The organism is Frankia sp. ACN1ag, from assembly GCF_001414035.1.
Lineage (GTDB): Bacteria > Actinomycetota > Actinomycetes > Frankiales > Frankiaceae > Frankia > Frankia torreyi.
In genome coordinates, this window is record NZ_LJPA01000004.1 from 167,119 (window position 1) to 184,799 (window position 17,681).

The window sequence follows — 17,681 nt, forward strand, 5'->3', positions numbered from 1 at the left end:
TCGATGCGCGGGGAAACGCGACGCCGGCAGAGTGGCGCCGCGAACGGGAACGTCAGCGGGAGCGGCGACAGCCGGCGCTGGAGACCCGCAGCAGGTCGACGTGCAGGCGCGCGACGAGCATCGGCTCAATCACGAGGCACGCGGCCGCGGGGGACGACGCGAACCCGCGCCGGGGCGAGACGCGGACCAGATCCGTCGCTCGCTCAGCCGGCGCCCCGAGGGTGAGGGCACGCGTAACCACGGCCCCATGTTTCCACAGAAGTGACGCCGATGGGCGCGTTGTGGGTCCCAGGACCACGCCACCAGCGAGTATCACCCCGCGAACCGGGCCAAATCGGGCCAGTACCGGTGGCCTTCCCCGGCCCTCCGACACCGCCACCACAACTCTACCGCACCGATGGAGAAAATGAACAACGCAGTCCACGCCGGAGATCGGTGATGCGAGGCTCAGCCGGTGCGCCGGGCGGCGCAGAGGCGGCGGAGCTGATCGACCAGCGGGCCGGTGGCCAGGCCCTTTTCCAGTAGGGCGTCCGCGCCCAGAGCGAGCACGCGATCGAGCAGCGCGTCCTCGGAGAAGCCGGTGAAGATGACCACGGTGGCGTGCGGCGCGACCCGCCGGATCCGCGGCAGTGCGCCGAGGCCGTCGAGCACCGGCATCGCGAGATCGAGCAGCACAAGGTCCGGCGCCGTGCGCACGACCTCGTCGATGGCCTCCGCCCCGTTGGCGGCGGCGCCGACGACCACGAAGTCGGGTTCGGTGCCCAGTAGTAGGCAGAGCAGCTCACGCACGCCGTCCGCGTCGTCCACGACGACCACTCGGCGCGGGGCGACTGTGGGCGGCGGCTCGGCCGCGCCCGGGCCCGCGCCGTCACCGGGGGCGGGGTCCCCGGGCCGCTCGCCATCCGGGATCGCGGCCCACGTGACCGGGCGGCTGGCCTGCACACCCGGGCCGCGGCCAGCATCCCGGCCGGGCTCGGGGCTGCGAGCCGTCCCGGAAGAGCCCCGAGCCGGGGCGACAACGTCGTCCCGGCCGAGCCCGACGGTGTCGGCGTCCACCGAACGGCCGGTATCCACCATTCTTTTGTACGCGCCCCACCCGACCCCGCGCATCGTCATTCAGGATGGTTTCCGGGGATGACCCATGTCGGTCATCCCAGCGATACCCACAGACCGTGGCGAAGTGCCGCACGCCCGGCGTGACAGTGATAGCCCGCGTTGCGGGAATAGGCCGCCGGAGACGATCTCTCGATGATTCCGCGGCTTTCCGCCCGGACTTCCTCAGCAACACTCCCGTTTCCCAACAAGAGCCCAAGAATACAGGCATAATGTCTCGACGGGTCCGCCACGCCCGTCCGGCCCTCCTAACGTATTGCATCCGATCACGCGCCTGGAGCGACACCGTCCGGCAGAAAATCCCAACTTATGACGGAGAGTAATCATCGCAAGCGTTCGCGTATGGGACTTTTGGCCTCTAGTCTACTAGGGTGCACCATGGAGTAGCCTGATCACTACCGGTGAATTCCTGCCGGCTCTCGGGGGGGCACGAGAGGCGGCGCACGACGACTGGCCTCCCTCGGTGGGAGGCGACCTCTGCCACGCGGAAGGACGTCAACAGATGCGGCAACGGAGCCGAGGCCGGCAGGGCGCGGCGACCGCTGAAGACCTGCTCCCCGTGGAGGTCCGGCGGCGGCGCTGTGAACGCGTTCTCTCCCGGGACGAGCTCGCCCGACGCACCGGCTACAGCCGCCAGTACATCTCCCAGTTGGAGCAGCCCAGTCGTGGGATTCCTTCGCGCCCCGTGATCGCGGCCGTCGACGCGGCGCTGGAGGCCGGGGGCGCCCTGGTCGACCTGCGCGAGGCGGCCGTGGCCGCGCGAGCCGAGCGCCTGCGTCGCCGGCCCGACCCGGAGCGGGAGTCCCGCCGCCGGGTGTCGGACCTGCTCGACCACCGCCGGTCGGACCGCGAGCTCGACTACCTCGATCGGCTGGTTGCCGACCTCATCGCCAAGGCCGACCGGCTCGACCCGCAGGACGTCACCGCCCGGGTACTCGACCAGCAGAGCGTGGTCGACAACCTGCTATGCACCCCGCTGCTGCCGCATCAGCAGTTCCGGCTGTTCATGCTCGCCGGCCACCTGGCCGGCCTGCTCGCCATCTCGCTGCTCGACGTCGACGAGCTCGCGGGCGCGAGCACCTGCTGCCTGGAGGCGGCGGTGTTCACCGAACTCACCGGGCACGAGGGGCTGCGGGCCTGGACCCTCGCCGTCAACGGGCTCATCGACGCCGCCGCCCGGCGGGAGTGCGCCGCCGACGCCGGCCAGGCGCCGGACGCCGCCGCGCCGGATGCGACTGTCGACGGCGGGGTCGGCGACGGCGGGCGCGGCGACGGCGGGCTCGGCGGGCCGACCGTCACCCCGCTGCACAGGCGGCCGGGGGCTGCCGGCCGCACCCCGGCGATGCCCACTCCCCCGCCGAGCGCCGCCCCGCCGGCCAGGTTGGATCCCGTGGAGGGGCCGGCGTCGCCAGTCGGGTCGGGCGCGTCGGCGGAGGCGTTCACCCCGGCCGGGTCCGGCGCGCAACCGGAGGATTCGGCTGCCTTCGAACCCGCCCTGCCCGGTGGAGACGGCGGCGAATCACTCGACGAAATGCTGATCGCGCCCGGCGGGCGGGCCACGCCGCCCCGGCTGATCGCGCTGGTGAAGGGGCGCATCGCCCGCTTCGCGACCGCGAACACCCACCGGGCCGTCCCACCGTCCGGTATCTCCCACGCGTTCCGCCCGCCGGTCTGACCCCGGGCTGACCCCGGGCTGAGCTGTCCCGCGCCCGGTCCAACGCCGTCAGATCGGGCGGATCAGACCTCGGCGAAGGTCATCGCCCGCAGCGGGGGGACGTCGCCGCGGCGCGCGGCCTTGTCCGCGAAGGCGCGGATGCCCGCCTGCTGCCGTTCACCCAGCCGGAAGTCGAGGGTGGTGAAGTAGCGGGCCAGCGTCGCCGGGTCGAACACCTCGAAACGGGCCGCCCGCGTCGCTACCTGGTCAACATCGCGCAGCGCGAGGTCCAGCCCGGACCGGAACGCGTCGTGGACCTCCTTCACCGTCCCGGGATGCCGCTGCGCGAACGATTTTCGGGCCGCCCACACCGCGAAGACCATCGGCAGCCCGCTCCACTCCCGCCAGGCCGCACCCAGGTCGATCAGGCCCAGGGGATGGCCCTCGCCGCCGCGTTCGGCATCGTAGGTCGCGCGCAGCGCCACGTCTCCGATGATCACCGCGGCGTCGGCCTCCCGCAGCATCGACGGCAGGTCGGGCGGCATCGTGACGTACGTCGGCCGCAGTCCGTGGCGTTCCTCCAGCAGCATCCGGGCCAACAGCACGCTGGTCCGCGACGTCGAGCCGAGCGCAACGGTGCGGACCTCGGCAAGCGGCACCGCCGTGCTCAGCACGACGGACAGCACCGGCCCGTCGGAGCCGACCGCGAGATCGGGCAGGACGACGAGATCCTCCGCGTGCCGGAGGTACTCGACCAGGCTGATCGGGCCGATGTCCAGGTCGCCTGCCACGAGGGCCTCGTTGAGGCGATCGGGGGTGTCCTTGGTCAGCTCGATGTCGAGCAGCGCACCGGAGTGAACCAGCCCCCAGTACAGCGGCAGGCAGTTCAGGAACTGGATGTGCCCGACCCGCGGCCGGGCTTCGGTGCCCGCCGGCCCGGTCAACGCCGGCCGCCGTGACGGTTCTCCATCACGGCGAGGACCGCGCGACGCTGTCGCAGCGCCAACGGATAGCTCATCAGTCCACTGACGACCAATGCCAGCACAAATGCGAGAANCCCGCCCGCCCCGAGCAGCAGGACGACGGCGAGCACCACCCCGAAGAGCACCGCGCGGAGCGCGAAATACCGCAGGTTGATGCCGAGCAGGCCGCGATCCTTCGCCGCCGGGGCCCCCGGCGGCGCAGCCGCGACCCCCGGCGGCGCGGCCGCGGGCCGCCTCGGGCGCACGGTGGGGCGCTTGCGCAGTTCCATCAGGACCTCCGCTTCTTCGTCGGCACCCAGCCGAGCCGGCGCAGCACGGTCGGGAAGAACCCCAGCCCGAGGAAGACGACGAGCAGGCCGAGCAGGCTCGCGCCGCCGATCGGCAGACCGGCCCAGTCGAGCAGCACGTAGACCGCCACGCCCGGGACCAGGATCACCAGGAAGGCGAGCACGAAGATTGAGCCGATGCCTGGCGCGCCGGGCGGTCGGACCGGCGGGCGGGGGGTGGAGGTGGCGTTCGCCGCCGGGGTGCCCGCGGGCGCGGGCTGGCCCGCCGCGCGGTCCTGCGTCGGCTCGTCCTCGCTGACCATCGAATCCCGCCTCAGGCGTCGATGGAGGTCGGGATCTCGCGGCGGGCCGGATCGGGACCGTCGTAGGCGCGGATCTCCCGGTAACGGGTGTCCCGCTCGACCGGCCGGAAGCCGGCGTCCCGGATGATCGCCAGCAGGTCCTCGCGCGTCATCGTGTTCGGAGTACCGAAGCGGTCCGCGTCATGAGTGATCTTGTACTCGACGACCGATCCGTCCAGGTCGTCGGCGCCGAAGTTCAGCGCGAGCTGCGCCGTGGTCAGCCCGTGCATCACCCAGAAGCACTTGACGTGGTCGATGTTGTCGAACAGCAGCCGGGAGACGGCGAACGTCTTCAGCGCCTCCGCGCCGGTCGCCATCGGCTGGTTCATCAGCCGGTTGCGCGGGTCACCGGCGGCGTCGTGCTGGAAGCGCAGCGGGATGAACACCGCGAAGCCGCCCGTCTCGTCCTGCAGCTCCCGCAGCCGCAGCACGTGATCCACCCGGTGGCGCGGCTCCTCGATGTGCCCGTAGAGCATGGTGCAGGGAGTACGCAGGCCCTTGGCATGGGCGAGGCGATGGATGCGCGACCAGTCCTCCCAGTGGGTGTCGTGGCCGACGATGTGCTGCCGGATCTCCCAGTCGAAGATCTCCGCGCCGCCGCCGGTCAGCGACTCCAGCCCCGCGTCGATGAGCTCGTCGAGGATCTCGTCGGCGGGCAGTCCGCTGATCTTCTCGAACCAGTGGATCTCGGTGGCGGTGAACGCCTTGAGCGCGACGCCGGGCAGCGCCTTGCGCAGCTCCCGCAACGAGCGGGGGTAGTAGCGCCACGGCAGCGTCGGGTGCAGGCCGTTGACGATGTGCAGCTCGGTGATGCCGGCCGGCTCCATCTCCTTCGCGAGCCGGACGGCCTCCTCGATCCGCATCGTGTAGGCGTCGGCCTCGCCGGGCTTGCGCTGGAACGAGCAGTAGGCGCAGGACGCCGAGCAGACGTTGGTCAGGTTCAGGTGCCGGTTGACGTTGAAGAAGGTCCGGTCGCCGTTCTTCCTGGTCCGGACCTCGTGGGCGAGGCCGCCGAGCCAGGCGAGATCGTCACTGGCATACAGCGCCTCCCCGTCGGCGCGGCTCAGCCGCTCGCCGGCGGAAACCTTGGCCTCGATCTCCCGTTTGAGCCCAGCATCCATGCCATCCAGACTAGCCCGCAACGCCGTCAGACCCACCCGAGCCGGCCGGGCTGACCCGTCACAACCGCCGGGCCCGTGGGGGTCGGTCAGGCGTCCCGGCCCTTGCCGGCACCCGGCGACGGCGGCCCGGCCGCGTCCCGGCCCGCGGCGGCACGCTGCGCCGCCCGCCGCTGCATGCGTCCCAACGGCCAGGTCAGCAGGCCGGCGACCGCGAACCCGATCAGCACCGCGAGCAGCAGGTTCACCCCGACCACCGCGAGCACGACCGTGATCACCACCAGGGCGGCCAGCCGGATCAGGAAGTACGGCAACTGCACCCGTAGGTCCACATCCTGCATCGGGGGCCGCTGTCGACGCCCGGCCCGGCCCGCGTCGCCGGCCTGTCCGCCGCCCGCCGAACGACCGCCGCCCGCTGGCCGGTCGGGGCCGCCCGTCCCGGCCGCCTTCGATCGGCCGGAACCGCGTCCCCGCCCCTTCGCCGCCCCGCGCCCGTTCGTCGCCATGTCGCCCTCGATCCGCCGAGCTCCGCGCCCCGCCGGGGCGGTGGCTGTGATCCACCCCCCGGCCCTGGGCCGTCGCCGCCCACTCTGCCCGCCCAGGCCCCGCCCCTGCCAGAGGGATCCCGGAACTACCCGGTCGAGAACGAACCGCCGCCAGCCTGATGTGGTCGCGGGTGGCCCTTCGGCCGGCCGACCCGGCTGCGTCAGGCGCCGGCGAGACCGAGTTGGTGCCGTAGCGCCGCCTCGTCGGCGAGGGCCCAGTGCTCGACGACCTTCCCGTCTCGCACCCTGACCATGTCCAGGCCGGTTACCTCGTAGCGACGGCCGGAGCCCGGGTGGGTGCCACGGAGCGTGTAACGGTTGACCGACGTGTCCCCGGTCGAGACGTTCTGCTCGATCCTCGCGGAGACGTTCTGGAACCCCTCGTTCATGCGCTCCCACTTCCTTCGCCAGGCGGCGATGCCATGGTGGTCGCCCTCCCGGCCCCCTCGGTGGTCGATCACGTCCGGGTCGATCAGTGTCAGTGCGTCGTCGAGTCGGCCGGCGAGAACCTCGCCGTACTTCTCGACGACGCGACGGTGGACGTCAGCCGCATTCGACATGCTGCGCTCCTCGAATACCGTGGCACTGGACGTACACAAGCGGGGAACTCCCCGATTATCTCGCGGTCGACAACATAACCGGGGAACTCCCTGGTTGACAAGGGGGATCATGGCGCTCCCGGACTCGGCAGGTCCGCCGCAGGCCGAGCGGCACCTGNGGGCGGACGCCCGACGCAACTACGAGCGGCTGCTCACCGCCGCCGCCGCGGTCTTCCGCGAGCAGGGCGTCGACGCCGCCCTCGACGAGGTCGCGCGGCAGGCCGGAGTGGGCAACGCGACCATGTATCGCCACTTCCCGACCCGGCAGGACCTGATCGTCGCCGTCTACTCCGACGAGGTGGACGCGCTCTGCGCACGCGGCGAAAGTCTGCTGTCGGACCAGCGGGCCGACGACGCGCTCTTCATGTGGCTGCACGACCTCGTCAGGTTCGTCGGGGACAAACGTGAGCTCGCGCTGGCGCTCGGCGCCGACGTCGACAGCGAGAGCCGGTCGGGACTGTTCAACCGGTGGCATTCGGCGATGTACCGGACGGTCACGGCCCTGGTCGTCCAGGAACAGCAGCGAGGCACCCTCCGGGACGATGTCGACGGGTGGGATCTCCTGGTCCTGGTCAACGGGATCGCGCTCGGTGGCGTCGGCCCTGAGCGGGTCGGAGCCCTGTTGGACCTCGTCCGACGCGGAGCGGCCCCCGGTCCGGCAACCGGCACGACCGGGACGTGACGCCGGGCCGCGCGGCCCGCGTGCCCTCGGTCACCCCGTCCGGTGACCGGCCTGGTCGGATCGTCGGGCCTGGCCGAGTTCGCCGGTCCAGCGCCGGAACAGGGCGTGGTCGACGCCGGCCGCGTCGAGTATCCGGCCGGCGACGAAGTCGACGAGGTCGGCGGCGGTGCGCGCGCCGGCGTAGAAGCCGGGACTGGCCGCGGCGACCACCGCCCCGGCGTCGTGCAGGGTGAGCATGTGGCGCAGCGTCGCGCCCGTGTACGGCATCTCCCGCGGGACGACGACGAGGCGCCGGCCCTCCTTGAGGGTCACGTCGGCGGATCGCTGCAGCAGATCCTTGGACAGGCCGAGGGCGATCCCGGCCAGGCACGCGGTGCTCGCCGGGACGACGATCATGCCGCGAGTCCGGTACGAGCCACTGCTCGTCGGGGCGGCGAGGTTGCCGGGCGCGTGCACCGCCACGAGCGTCTCCACGGCGGCGGCCGATTCGGGAGCGGATGCGCCGAGAGGGGCGGACAGCCAGCGTTCCAGCGGTTGCTGCCAGGCGGCGTCGTGCCAGGCGATGCCGGTCTCGTCGAGCAGGGTCAGCCGCGCCGCCCGGGACAGCACCAGATCGACCGGTAGCCCGGCGGTGAGCAGGCCGCGCAGCACGGCGGCTGCGTACGGCGTCCCGCTGGCGCCGCTCACGCCCACCACCCAGGGAACCCGATCGCTCCCGGCGCCGGCGTGCGGGTCGTGCGTCACGGTGACGGGCCTCACAGCGGGGCTCAGGCGGACAGGCCGCGGCTGATCAGGTCGGCGACGGCGAAGGCGAACAGGGCGATGCCGACGAAGCCGTTCGCGGTGAGGAAGGCGCGGTTGACCCGGGAGAGGTCCTTCGGCGAGACGATCGCGTGCTCGTAGCTGAACGCCGCCGCCGTGACCGCGAGGCCGGCCCACCACCAGGCGCCGTTGTTCTCCATCAGCCCGTAGGCGACGAACAGCGCGAAGGTGACGACGTGGGTGACGGTGGAGCCGAGGAGGGCGCCGCGGACCCCGAAGCGCGCCGGCACGGACCGCACCCCGATGCGGCGGTCGACCTCGGCGTCCTGGCAGGCGTAGATGAGGTCGAAGCCGCCGATCCAGGAGCCCACCGCGAGACCGAGCACGACCGCCGCCCACGACCAGTGGCCGGTCACCGCGATCCAGGCGCCGATCGGCGCGACGGCCTGCGCGATGCCGAGCACGGCGTGCGGGAAGTCGGTGAAGCGCTTGGCGTACGGGTAGATCACCAGGGGCGCCACCGCGATCGGGGCGAGCGCGAGGCACAGCCAGGACAGCGTGGCGGCGGCGGCGAGGAAGACGCCGAGGGCGACGACGGAGCCGACCACGGCGGTGCGCACCGACACGGCGCCGGTGACGAGCTCCCGGCCCGCGGTGCGCGGGTTGCGGGCGTCGATGGCGCGGTCGATGATCCGGTTCGCGGCCATCGCGAAGGTCCGCGCGGCGACCATGGCGACCGTGACGAGCGCGAGAGCGGTCCAGTGCACCGACCCGGACGCGGCAAACGAGGCTGCCAGGGCGGCGATGTAGGCGAACGGCAGCGCGAAGACCGAGTGCTCGATGGCGACGAGCCGCAGGAACGCCCGCACGTGCCCGATCGCCTGCTCCTGGCCGCCGCCGGCACCTCCGCCGGGCCTGGCGGTGCCACCCGACGCGCCCGGCAGAAACGCTGCGTCACTCACCGCGAGCACCCACCCACTGCCTCTTCTGCTTGCCTGGAGGCATGGGCGTCCGATGTATCCCTCTGGATGGGCGAGGAGAGGTGGTCACAGGCCGTACTCCTTCCAGCGGCGGGTCACCTGGGCGCGGACCGCTTCGTCCATGACGATCTCCTCGGGCCAGCCGCCCTCGCGGCGATAGCCCTCGGTCGGCAGCTTGCGCGTCGCGTCCACCCCGATCTTGCCGCCCCAGAACTGCTCGTAGGAGGCGTGGTCGAGGTGGTCCACGGGGCCGATCGTGGTGATCAGGTCGTGGGCGTAGTCGACGTTGCCAAACGCCCGCCAGGCCACCTCGGCGTAGTCGTGGACGTCACAGTCGGCGTCGACCACCACGATCAGCTTCGACAGCGACAGCAGCCCGGCGCCCCAGACCGCGTTCATCACCTTCTGCGCATGCTTGGGGAAGCGCTTGTCGATGGAGACGATGCAGCAGTTGTGGAAGACGCCGGCCTCGGGCAGGTCGTAGTCGACGATCTCGGGGATCATCATCTTGATCAGGGGGCGGAAGATGCGTTCGGTGGCCTTGCCCATCGGCCCGTCCTCCTGCGGCGGGCGGCCGACGACGATCGTCTGGAAGACCGGGTCGCGCTGCATCGTCATCACGTCGACGTGCAGCGCCGGGAACGGCTCGACCGGCGTGTAGAAGCCGGTGTGGTCGCCGAAGGGGCCCTCCGGGAGCCGCGCGCCCGGCTCCAGCCAGCCCTCCAGCACGATCTGGGCATTCGCCGGCACCCGCAGCGGCACGGACAGGCAGTCGACCATCTCCACCCGTTCGCCGCGCAGATAACCGGCGAACAGGTACTCGTCGATGTCGGCGGGCAGCGGCGCGGAGGCGGCGTAGGTCACCGCCGGGTCGCAGCCGAACGCGATCGCCACGGGCAGCCGCTCCCCGCGCCGCTCGGCGACGGCGTGGTGGGCGTTGGAGTCCTTGTGGATCTGCCAGTGCATGCCGACGGTGCGCGCATCGTGGCGCTGCAGCCGGTACATCCCGAGGTTGCGCGCCCCGGTCTCCGGGTGGCGGGTGTGGGTGAGACCGAGGTTGAGGAAGGCGCCGCCGTCGTTCGGCCAGGCGTGCACCCCGGGCAGCCGGAACAGGTCGACGTCCGGTCCCTTGAGCACGACGTCCTGGCACGGCGCGGTGCGGACCCGCCGGGGCGGGATGGACGTGAGCGAGGCAGCCTTGCCCAGCGCGTCGCGCAGCCCGGACAGGCCGGTCGGCAGCTCCGGGCGCAGCAGCGCGGCGAGCCGGTCGCCGATCTCGTCGAGGCGGTCGACCCCGAGCGCGGCGGCCATCCGGGCCTCGGTGCCGAACAGGTTGATGGCCAGCGGCATGTCGGCGCCGCGGGGGGACTCGAACAGCAGCGCCGGCCCCCGCTCCCGAACCACCCGCGTCACGATCTCGGTGACCTCCAGGCGGGGGTCGACGGGCACGGAGATCCGTCGCAGGTCCTTCCGCCGTTCGAGGTGAGCGAGGAACGCGCGTAGATCCGCCCAGGCCATGCCTCCATCCTGGCAGCCGACGCGGCCGGCCGTCCGACCTCCCACCATCCGTCACGACGGAAACCCGGGGAGTCACGACGCGCCGCCGTGACGGTGAGCGGGCGGACGCCGGCGGCGGCCGATGGCGGACCGGCCGGACGCGGGCCGGGGCCGGAGGGCACACTAGGGATACACGGGCCGGCCATCACCGCGACATGTGCGCTCTCCGGGGAGGGCACCGCACGCTCGTCTGCCCCTTTCGGCGATGCCGCGCAGGGCCGGGACTACACACCCGCCGACCGATGTTCATACCCCATATGTCGAGCCGGATGTAATCGATCAAGGAGAGCGGAAGGAGCGACCAGCCTGTGCTGGGCCTCGCGCTGAGTTTCGTGGTCATCGGTATCTGGGCGTACATGATCGCCGACGTGTTCGGGACCCCGTCGGATGAGGTACGCAGTATGTCCAAACCAATCTGGATTATGGTTGTGATTCTCTTCGTCTTGCTCGGTTCCGCCGCGTGGTACTTCTTCGGTCGCCCCCGGGCGAACGGGCTCGGAGCGCGGCCGCCGCGGCGCGCGGTCTCGGACCACCCGGCCTTCGGCCAGCGTTCGACCTGGGACGTCGACCGCCGCGAGGGGGGCCTGGGACGGCCCGGTTCGCGGATGGGTACCCGGCGCCCGGCCGTGCGGCCCAAGGGTCCGGACGACGACCCGGAGTTCCTCCGCGAGCTCGCGGACCGCATTCGCGGCGGCGACGCGGAGCCCCCGTCCGCCCGCGGCTGACACCGTCCCCAACCCCCACCGCCGAGCCGAGCAGCACCGAGCAGCGCCTCGCTCTCTCCGAGCCGCGCCTCGCTCGCTCGCTCGCTCGCTCCGAGCCATACCGGCCGGCCATGGTCAGGCTGAACCCGACCCCACAGCGATCAAGATCATCGCGGGGTGGAGTCTCACGCCACCACGAGGGACGATCCTTGCCCTTTCAGGGGGATGAATCGGACGCGGAGCCCTCCAGAAGGGCAAGGAAGGTCGGCCGCGCGCGCTGCGCTTCAGAGAACGGNTCACGCGGAGCGGACCGACGGACGTACGTGACGCGGTTGCGCGCTCGGCGTGGATCCATCCGCGTCCGTGCCCCTGATCACGGCCCGGAGACGCGCAGGGCCCCGGGGCCAAGGCGGGCGGCCCGGGGCCCCGAGGTCCGGCGGACTGCCGCCGGGTCAGACGCCCGCGTAGGAGTGCAGACCGGTGATGACGAGGTTCACCAGGTAGTAGTCCACGAACAGCGCGGTGAACGCGACCAGGGAGATGGCGGCGGCCCGCCGGCCCCGCCAGCCAGCGGTCGCCCGCGCGTGCAGGTAGGCCGCGTAGCAGACCCAGGTGATGAACGACCAGGTCTCCTTGGGGTCCCAGCCCCAGTACCGGCCCCAGGCCGCCTCGGCCCAGATCGCCCCGGCGATGATCGCGAAGGTCCAGATCGGGAACGCGAACGCGATGACCCGGTAGGACAGGGTGTCGAGAGCCGCGGACGACGGCAGGCGCATCACGATGCCGCCGCGGCTCTGCATCGCGCGGCTGGCGTCGGCCCGGCCGGCCGCCACCTCGGCGAGCCGGTTCTCCCAGCGCTCCTTGACCAGGAACAGCACCGTGGTCACCGCGGAGATCAGGAACACCCCGCTGGAGACGATCGCGNCGACCACATGGATCTTCAGCCAGTACGAGTTGAGCGCGGGCACCAGGGGTCCGGGCGCGACGTAGAGCACCGTGCCGGCGAAGCCGAGGTAGAGCACCACCGGCACCATGACGAAGACGCCCAGCCAACGGACCTGCTGCCGGGTCATCAGGGCGAGGAACGTCGTGACCGCGATCAGACAGATCATCGACGAGTACTCGTACATGTTGCCCCAGGGCACCCGGTCCGCCGCGATGCCACGGGTGACGACTGAACCCAGGTGCAGCGCCCAGCCCACCACCGTGAGCAGCACGGCGATCCGCCCGATCCACCGGGCACGGGCGGGCACCTCGACGTCGCCGTCGTTGCCGGCGACCAGGGTGTGAGCGGCGGTGTCCCGCTGGCGCACCGCCTCGATCTCGCGGGCGCGCGCCGCCGCGAGCGCGGCCGCGGCGGGATCGTCCGGGTCGATCTCCACGCCGGAGCCGGCCTCCGCGGGGGCTCCGGCCCCGACCAGCACGGCCGGCCGGTCGGCCGCGCGGGCGGCGGGAACCTCGGCCGCCAGCTCCGCGGCACCGCGGCGCGCGCCCAGGCGGCTGAACGCGAACTCGGCCGCGTAGCCGAGCATGGCCGCGGCGTAGACCGCCATGCCGCTGCCAAACAGATGATCGGAGAGGCTGGCTACGCCCTCGTTGACCGCCATCAGTGCTCCCGTTCGCTGGCGTTCGACGCGGCGCCACCGGCTGCGGTGCCGCGCGATTCCGTAGTGCTCGGCGCCGCGGCGCCGCCTGGCGCCGCGGGCTCGCCCGGCGGCGGTGCCGCCGCCTCGGGCCGCGGCGCCGCCTCCCGCCCGCCGGCCGGGCCGGTCGCCTCGCGGACGAGGGTGGTGAGCTGACCGAGTTCGACGGCGAAGCCGTCCCCGTGCGACCGGGACAGGCCGCCGATCTCGACGACCGAACCGCCCTCGGGTGCCGGGCTAGCCCGGACCCACAGGCGGCGGCGGTGCACCCGCAGGCTGGCGATCAGCCCGGCGATGATGAGCACCGCGAAGATCAGCGCCTCCCGCTTGAACGGGTCGGACTTCACCTGGAAGGTGGCGAACTCCGCGACGCTGTCGGCCTCCAGGCTCAGCCCGCCGGGCAGCCCGCTCAGGGTCCGTTGCCGAGGGTTGTTCAGGGCGAGCACCTGCGCGTTGCGTGCGGTTCCGGCCGGACCGTTCAGGGTGAGCTGGCGCATGTCCTGGGTGTCGACCGTGTACACGTTCTGCGGCACGCCCTCGTCGAGGTGAAGGTTGCCGACGAAACCGGTGATCGTCAGGCCGGGTGCGCGGGCCGCCGGGAAGGTCGAGACGTAGCCCTGGGTCGGGTCGAGGTGGGTCGTCGGCGTGAACACGCCGCTGAAGGCGAGCTGCTGGGGCTCCTTGCGGACGCCGAGCGGCGCCAGGCCCGTGTCGGGAATCTTGACCGTGCAGGTCGAGGTGAACATCCCGTCCCGTGGGGTGCAGGGCACGTTGCCCTGCCAGACCGTCCGGCCCTTGGCGTCCCGCAGGACGAAGTGCGGGGCGTACCCGTGCCCGATGAGGTAGACCTTGGCGTTGCCGAGGACCAGCGGATGGTTCACCCGGATCGTCGCCTGCCGGGTCGGTGCGTCCAGGTCGGGCGAGTAGGCGACGTCGGCGCGGAAGTCCGACGGCTCGCCGTTCGGCTCGTAGGCGGCCGCGAACCGGTTCAGCGTCAGCGAGAACGGACGCAGCTTCGCGGTGTCGACGAGCTTGCCGCCACTGAACTGGTCGTAGGAGATGATCGTGTTGGCCATGCTGTCCCCGGTGACGACCAGCGTGGTCCCCTGGTAGNCGAACCAGGAGCCGAAACCGACCGCGGCCAGCAGCCCGACCAGGGCGACGTGGAAGACAAGGTTGCCCGTCTCGCGCAGGTAGCCCTTCTCGGCCGCGACGGAGTGGTCCGGCGAGCCGTCCGGCCGCTGGGTCCCGGCGGGGGCGACGCTGGCGCGGAACCGGCGCCGGCGCAGTGCCGCGCGAGCGGCGGCCGTCGCATCGGCCGGGGCCAGCGGGCTGGTCCACGAGCTGCCACCCGGCAGCCGGCCGGGCCGCGCCGGTGCCTTCGGCGGAGCGGTGAACAGTGCCCTGGCGTGCCAGCGGATGCGCGACGACAGGCAGCCGATCAACGAGATGAACAGCAGCAGGTAGATCGCCGCGAACCAGGGGGCGGCGAAGACGTCGAAGCCGGAGAGCTTGTCGAGCAGGGGCCCGAGGGTCTGGTGCTTCGACAGGTACTGATCGACCCGCATCGGGTTGATGTTGCGCTGCGGCAGCAGCGACCCCGGCACGGCGGCCAGAGCGAGCAGGAACAGCAGCACCAACGCGGTGCGCATGCTGGTGAGCTGCCGCCAGGAGCGAACGGCGAGCGCCAGCGCCGGATGCCGCCCGGCCCGGGTCCCGCCGGACGCCGACGCGTACTGTCCCGCGGCACCGCCGGCCCTACCGGCCGCGGATCGGCGAGCTCCCCCGGCAGAGGTCGGGTCGGCGCCGAGTCCGGCAGCTCCGTCAGCCCCGTCGCGCCCGTCGGACCCGGCTGGCGCGAACACGTCCGGCGCGACGGCCACGCGGGCGTCGGCGTGCCCCTCGGGCAGCCGGCGTCCGCTCGAGGAATCCGGGGCGAACCCGACGGCCTCCTCGTCGATGAGGCCCGCCGGATCGATGAGGCCCGCCGGATCGATGGAGCCCGCCGGATCGGCCGCGTCCGGGTCGCCGGGGCTCGGCTTCGGCGCGAGGTCGGTGGCCGCACCGGCAGGCTCGTGGGGACGGGTGGAAGAGGTCACAGCGGCGTCTCCGAGAAGCCGGGGGCATAGGGCCGCAGGTTGCCGATCAGGTCGGCCCACTCCCCGGTGAGTTGGAGCACCCCGACCGCGACGAGCAGCACGCCACCGGTCAGGGTCAGGGCGCGGGTGTGTCGCCGTAGCAGGTGCAGGGCGCCGACGGCCCGCCGGAAGGCGAGCCCGACGGCGAGGAACGGCAGCCCGAGTCCCAGGCAGTACACGGCGGAGAGGAACGCGCCCCGGCCGGCCGTCGCACTCGTCACCGCCAGCCCCTGCACTGCCGCCAGCGTGGGACCGAGGCAGGGGCTCCAGCCGATGCCGAACAGCACCCCGAGCACCGGCGCGCCGAGCAGGCCGGGGCGCGGCAGCCGGTGGAAGCGCCACTCGCGGTTCGCCCAGGACATCCGGGAGAACAGCCCGGCGAAGGCCAGGCCCATGACGATGGTGAACGCCCCCAGGAGCTGGCTCATCCCGACCTGATGGCGGACCAGCCACTGACCGAGTCCACCGAAGGCCGCGCCGAAGGAGACGAACACCGAGGTGAACCCGAGCACGAACAGCCCGGTGCCGGCGGCGACCCGCCCGCCGACGCGCAGCCGGCCCAGCCGCGGCCCGAGACCGGCGAACCGCCCGCCGCGGCCGCCGTCCCCGGTCTGCGCTGCCGTCGATCCGGCGGCCGGGACGGCAGCATTCCCGCCGGGGACGGACCATCCGGCCGCACCGGCCGGTGCCGGTGCCGGCGGCGCGGCAACAGCGACGGCCAGGACCGGCTCGGACGCCGCAGCGCGATCGGCCGACCCTGACGGTGGACGGGCGGGGCGACGCTCACGGTCCTGGAGCTCCTCGCCGGACAGGCCGGTGATGAAGCTGAGGTAGCCGGGAACGAGGGGCAGCACGCACGGTGACAGGAAGGACAGCAGCCCGGCCGCCGCCGCGACCGGGGCGGCGAGCAGCACGGGCCCGTCCGTGACGAGCCCGACCACGCTCACCGCGGGTCCCCCAGCCCGCTCGGCCGCCGCCCGCTCACGCCTCGGCCTGCAACCGGGTCAGCACGGGCTTGAGATCGTCCTCGGGCACGACCGGGCCGGTGAAGCGGGCCGCGATGCGCCCGTTCGCGTCGAGCACGAAGGTCGACGGCAACCCCGGGGCGACCGGCCAGCCCGCGGCGAGCGTGCCCAGCCGGTCGACGACGCTCGGGTACGGCACGCCGTTGTCGCGCACGAAGGCCTTGGCGCCCGACGGATCCTTCTCGTTGACGCCGAGGAACGCCACCGTCGGGTTTGCCTTGGAAAGCTGCACCAGGCCGGGCGTCTCCGCCCGGCAGGGGGCGCACCACGAGGCCCAGAAGTTGACCACGACGATCTTNCCCCGCAGGGACGCGACGTCGAACGCGGCTCCGTCGAGGTTCTTGCCGGCGAGCTTGGGCGCCTCGTGCCGGTTCCCGGCCGGGACGAAGTCCTTGCCGGCGGACTGCTGGACGAAGTTGAAGCCTCCGCCGCCGGTCGCGTCGACCGTTCCTCCCCCGCCGGAACAGGCCGCCACCAACCCCGCCACCGCGAGCACCACCGCGGCGAGCCCGACCCGCCTGATCCGCGTCCGCTGCCGGCGCGACCCCGCGGCCCGGTCATGGACAACGCCTGCCACCGGCGTGTCCGACCTGTCACCCGACGCGGACCGCCGTCCCATCTCCGCCACGCGAACCAGTATGTGCCCTGCCCCTTCCCGGCCCGGAACCCGTCTACGACCAACTGTAGAACTCAACTCAGCGTAGGCGGCGAGGCCGGCGGACGCGCGTGGAGTTCGACACGGCAGACACCACTGGGCTCGGCGGCTACCAGGTGGGTACCATCCCGCCGTCGACCCGGAGGTCCGCGCCGGTGATGTTCCCGCTGCGATCCCCGGCGAGCAGGACGACGGCGGCAGCGACCTCCTCCGGCGTGCTGAACCGGCCGGTCACGGAGCTGCCGGCCGCGGCGTCGACGACGCTCGCGGGGTCCGCGCCGGTGGCTCGCGAGACGGTGGCGGCGACACCGTCGGACCCCAGCCACAGGTCGGTGGCGACCGGGCCGGGACTGACCGTGTTGATTCGCACGCCCCGACCACCGACCTCCCGGGCCAGCGACTTGCAGAAGTTCGCCAGCGCGGCCTTCGCCGCGCAGTAGTCGATGACCGCCGGATCGGCGAGGACCGAGTTCACGGAGCTGATCGTGACGATGGAACCGCTGCCGGCGGCGAGCATCAGTGGCAGCGCCGCCCGGGTCGCCCGCACCGCGGCGAGCAGGTTCAGGTTGAGCGTTCCCAGCCACATCTCGTCGGTGACCGAGCCGAACCCGCCGGGCCGGGCGGGCGCGGAACCGACGTTGTTGACCAGGATGTCGACCCGCTCGCCGGCCCACTCGACGAGCGCGGCCGGACCGTGGGGGGTGGCCAGGTCCACCAGGTGCACCCGCACCGCGCCGGTGGCCGCCAGCTCGTCGAGCTCGGGCGAGCTGCGACGGGCTCCGGCCACCACCGTGGCGCCCTCGGCGACCAGCGCCCGAACCACCGCCAGGCCGATGCCCCGGCTCGCCCCCGTGACGACGGCGATCCGCTCGAGCAGTCCCATGTCCATTCCGAA

Annotated in this window: 18 protein-coding genes and 3 pseudogenes; 3 read left to right on the top strand and 18 right to left on the bottom strand. The window is 72.7% G+C overall.

Annotation, left to right across the window (positions count from 1 at the left end; all coding sequences use genetic code 11):
* Positions 1-52: 52 nt before the first annotated feature.
* Positions 53-241, bottom strand: a complete 189-nt coding sequence (locus tag UK82_RS04740; protein ID WP_044885108.1) for a putative leader peptide — start codon at positions 239-241, stop codon at positions 53-55.
* Between the two features lie 206 nt (positions 242-447).
* Positions 448-1,116 carry a response regulator transcription factor gene (locus tag UK82_RS35780; protein WP_055406472.1) on the bottom strand — a complete coding sequence of 223 codons (669 nt, stop codon included), beginning with the start codon at positions 1,114-1,116 and terminating at the stop codon, positions 448-450.
* 499 nt (positions 1,117-1,615) lie between these two features.
* Here UK82_RS35780 and UK82_RS04750 point away from each other — a divergent pair, with 499 nt between their 5' ends.
* A complete protein-coding gene (locus tag UK82_RS04750) occupies positions 1,616-2,788 on the top strand; it encodes a helix-turn-helix transcriptional regulator (RefSeq protein ID WP_044885106.1) in 1,173 nt (390 codons plus the stop codon).
* 62 nt (positions 2,789-2,850) lie between these two features.
* On the opposite strand, the gene UK82_RS04755 is transcribed toward UK82_RS04750, so the two are convergent.
* From UK82_RS04755 to UK82_RS04780, 5 genes are all read right to left on the bottom strand, one after another.
* The gene (locus tag UK82_RS04755; RefSeq protein WP_044885105.1) at positions 2,851-3,711 is read right to left on the bottom strand and encodes a menaquinone biosynthetic enzyme MqnA/MqnD family protein; all 861 of its coding nucleotides are present in this window, start codon (positions 3,709-3,711) and stop codon (positions 2,851-2,853) included.
* A 307-nt stretch (positions 3,712-4,018) separates the two neighbouring features.
* Positions 4,019-4,339 (bottom strand): hypothetical protein, encoded by a 321-nt coding sequence (locus UK82_RS04765; protein ID WP_055406474.1) that lies wholly within the window; start codon positions 4,337-4,339, stop codon positions 4,019-4,021.
* 11 nt (positions 4,340-4,350) lie between these two features.
* Positions 4,351-5,499, bottom strand: coding sequence for an aminofutalosine synthase MqnE (gene mqnE, locus UK82_RS04770; RefSeq protein WP_044885102.1), 1,149 nt, complete (start codon positions 5,497-5,499; stop codon positions 4,351-4,353).
* An 86-nt stretch (positions 5,500-5,585) separates the two neighbouring features.
* A complete protein-coding gene (locus tag UK82_RS35790) occupies positions 5,586-5,837 on the bottom strand; it encodes a hypothetical protein (RefSeq protein ID WP_236705509.1) in 252 nt (83 codons plus the stop codon).
* 365 nt (positions 5,838-6,202) lie between these two features.
* On the bottom strand, positions 6,203-6,601 hold the full coding sequence (locus UK82_RS04780) for an ester cyclase (protein ID WP_044885100.1): 399 nt from the start codon (positions 6,599-6,601) through the stop codon (positions 6,203-6,205).
* Between the two features lie 187 nt (positions 6,602-6,788).
* On the opposite strand from UK82_RS04780, the gene UK82_RS42315 reads away from it, so the two are divergent.
* The gene (locus UK82_RS42315) at positions 6,789-7,322 is read left to right on the top strand and encodes a TetR/AcrR family transcriptional regulator (protein ID WP_396230454.1); all 534 of its coding nucleotides are present in this window, start codon (positions 6,789-6,791) and stop codon (positions 7,320-7,322) included.
* A 30-nt stretch (positions 7,323-7,352) separates the two neighbouring features.
* Here the strand turns inward: UK82_RS42315 and UK82_RS04790 are convergent, their stop codons facing one another.
* From UK82_RS04790 to UK82_RS04800, 3 genes are all read right to left on the bottom strand, one after another.
* Positions 7,353-8,066, bottom strand: a complete 714-nt coding sequence (locus tag UK82_RS04790) for a UbiX family flavin prenyltransferase (RefSeq protein ID WP_044885156.1) — start codon at positions 8,064-8,066, stop codon at positions 7,353-7,355.
* Between the two features lie 23 nt (positions 8,067-8,089).
* Positions 8,090-9,046, bottom strand: a complete 957-nt coding sequence (gene mqnP, locus UK82_RS04795) for a menaquinone biosynthesis prenyltransferase MqnP (RefSeq protein WP_044885155.1) — start codon at positions 9,044-9,046, stop codon at positions 8,090-8,092.
* Between the two features lie 84 nt (positions 9,047-9,130).
* Entirely contained in the window at positions 9,131-10,582 is a 1,452-nt protein-coding gene (locus UK82_RS04800; RefSeq protein ID WP_055406478.1) for a menaquinone biosynthesis decarboxylase, read from the bottom strand.
* A gap of 395 nt (positions 10,583-10,977) precedes the next feature.
* Here UK82_RS04800 and UK82_RS04805 point away from each other — a divergent pair, with 395 nt between their 5' ends.
* Positions 10,978-11,346, top strand: a complete 369-nt coding sequence (locus UK82_RS04805; RefSeq protein ID WP_313949785.1) for a PLD nuclease N-terminal domain-containing protein — start codon at positions 10,978-10,980, stop codon at positions 11,344-11,346.
* A gap of 431 nt (positions 11,347-11,777) precedes the next feature.
* On the opposite strand, the gene ccsA is transcribed toward UK82_RS04805, so the two are convergent.
* The 8 genes and pseudogenes from ccsA to UK82_RS04830 form a co-directional block, all read right to left on the bottom strand.
* Positions 11,778-12,249: cytochrome c biogenesis protein CcsA (gene ccsA / locus UK82_RS35795; RefSeq protein ID WP_236705510.1), on the bottom strand; the 472-nt coding region annotated here is incomplete at its 5' end.
* A 1-nt stretch (position 12,250) separates the two neighbouring features.
* Positions 12,251-12,932: pseudogene (locus UK82_RS35800) on the bottom strand (c-type cytochrome biogenesis protein CcsB); the annotation flags it as partial.
* Positions 12,932-14,081, bottom strand: a 1,150-nt coding sequence (locus UK82_RS35805; RefSeq protein WP_236705511.1) for a cytochrome c biogenesis protein ResB, incomplete at its 5' end; no start/stop codon positions are given. The pseudogene UK82_RS35800 and the gene UK82_RS35805, both read right to left, overlap by 1 nt.
* A 1-nt stretch (position 14,082) precedes the next feature.
* Positions 14,083-14,620 (bottom strand): annotated as a pseudogene (locus tag UK82_RS42320) (cytochrome c biogenesis protein ResB); the annotation flags it as partial.
* A gap of 443 nt (positions 14,621-15,063) precedes the next feature.
* Positions 15,064-16,053 carry a cytochrome c biogenesis CcdA family protein gene (locus tag UK82_RS04820; protein ID WP_044885094.1) on the bottom strand — a complete coding sequence of 330 codons (990 nt, stop codon included), beginning with the start codon at positions 16,051-16,053 and terminating at the stop codon, positions 15,064-15,066.
* A 34-nt stretch (positions 16,054-16,087) separates the two neighbouring features.
* A partial coding sequence (locus tag UK82_RS35815; protein WP_236705512.1) for a TlpA disulfide reductase family protein occupies positions 16,088-16,429 on the bottom strand: 342 nt, incomplete at its 5' end.
* A gap of 1 nt (position 16,430) precedes the next feature.
* Positions 16,431-16,750: pseudogene (locus UK82_RS35820) on the bottom strand (hypothetical protein); the annotation flags it as partial.
* 145 nt (positions 16,751-16,895) lie between these two features.
* On the bottom strand, positions 16,896-17,675 hold the full coding sequence (locus tag UK82_RS04830; protein WP_044885093.1) for an SDR family oxidoreductase: 780 nt from the start codon (positions 17,673-17,675) through the stop codon (positions 16,896-16,898).
* Positions 17,676-17,681 lie beyond the last annotated feature (6 nt).

Bases quoted from the DNA above. Each gene is read 5' to 3' on its own strand.
- mqnE (WP_044885102.1), bottom strand. From the start codon at position 5,499: ATGGATGCTGGGCTCAAACGGGAGATCGAGGCCAAGGTTTCCGCCGGC.
- UK82_RS35780 (WP_055406472.1), bottom strand. From the start codon at position 1,116: ATGACGATGCGCGGGGTCGGGTGGGGCGCGTACAAAAGAATGGTGGAT.
- UK82_RS04765 (WP_055406474.1), bottom strand. From the start codon at position 4,339: ATGGTCAGCGAGGACGAGCCGACGCAGGACCGCGCGGCGGGCCAGCCC.
- UK82_RS35790 (WP_236705509.1), bottom strand. From the start codon at position 5,837: ATGCAGGATGTGGACCTACGGGTGCAGTTGCCGTACTTCCTGATCCGG.
- UK82_RS04800 (WP_055406478.1), bottom strand. From the start codon at position 10,582: ATGGCCTGGGCGGATCTACGCGCGTTCCTCGCTCACCTCGAACGGCGG.
- UK82_RS04780 (WP_044885100.1), bottom strand. From the start codon at position 6,601: ATGTCGAATGCGGCTGACGTCCACCGTCGCGTCGTCGAGAAGTACGGC.
- UK82_RS04750 (WP_044885106.1), top strand. From the start codon at position 1,616: ATGCGGCAACGGAGCCGAGGCCGGCAGGGCGCGGCGACCGCTGAAGAC.
- UK82_RS04805 (WP_313949785.1), top strand. From the start codon at position 10,978: ATGATCGCCGACGTGTTCGGGACCCCGTCGGATGAGGTACGCAGTATG.
- UK82_RS04830 (WP_044885093.1), bottom strand. From the start codon at position 17,675: ATGGACATGGGACTGCTCGAGCGGATCGCCGTCGTCACGGGGGCGAGC.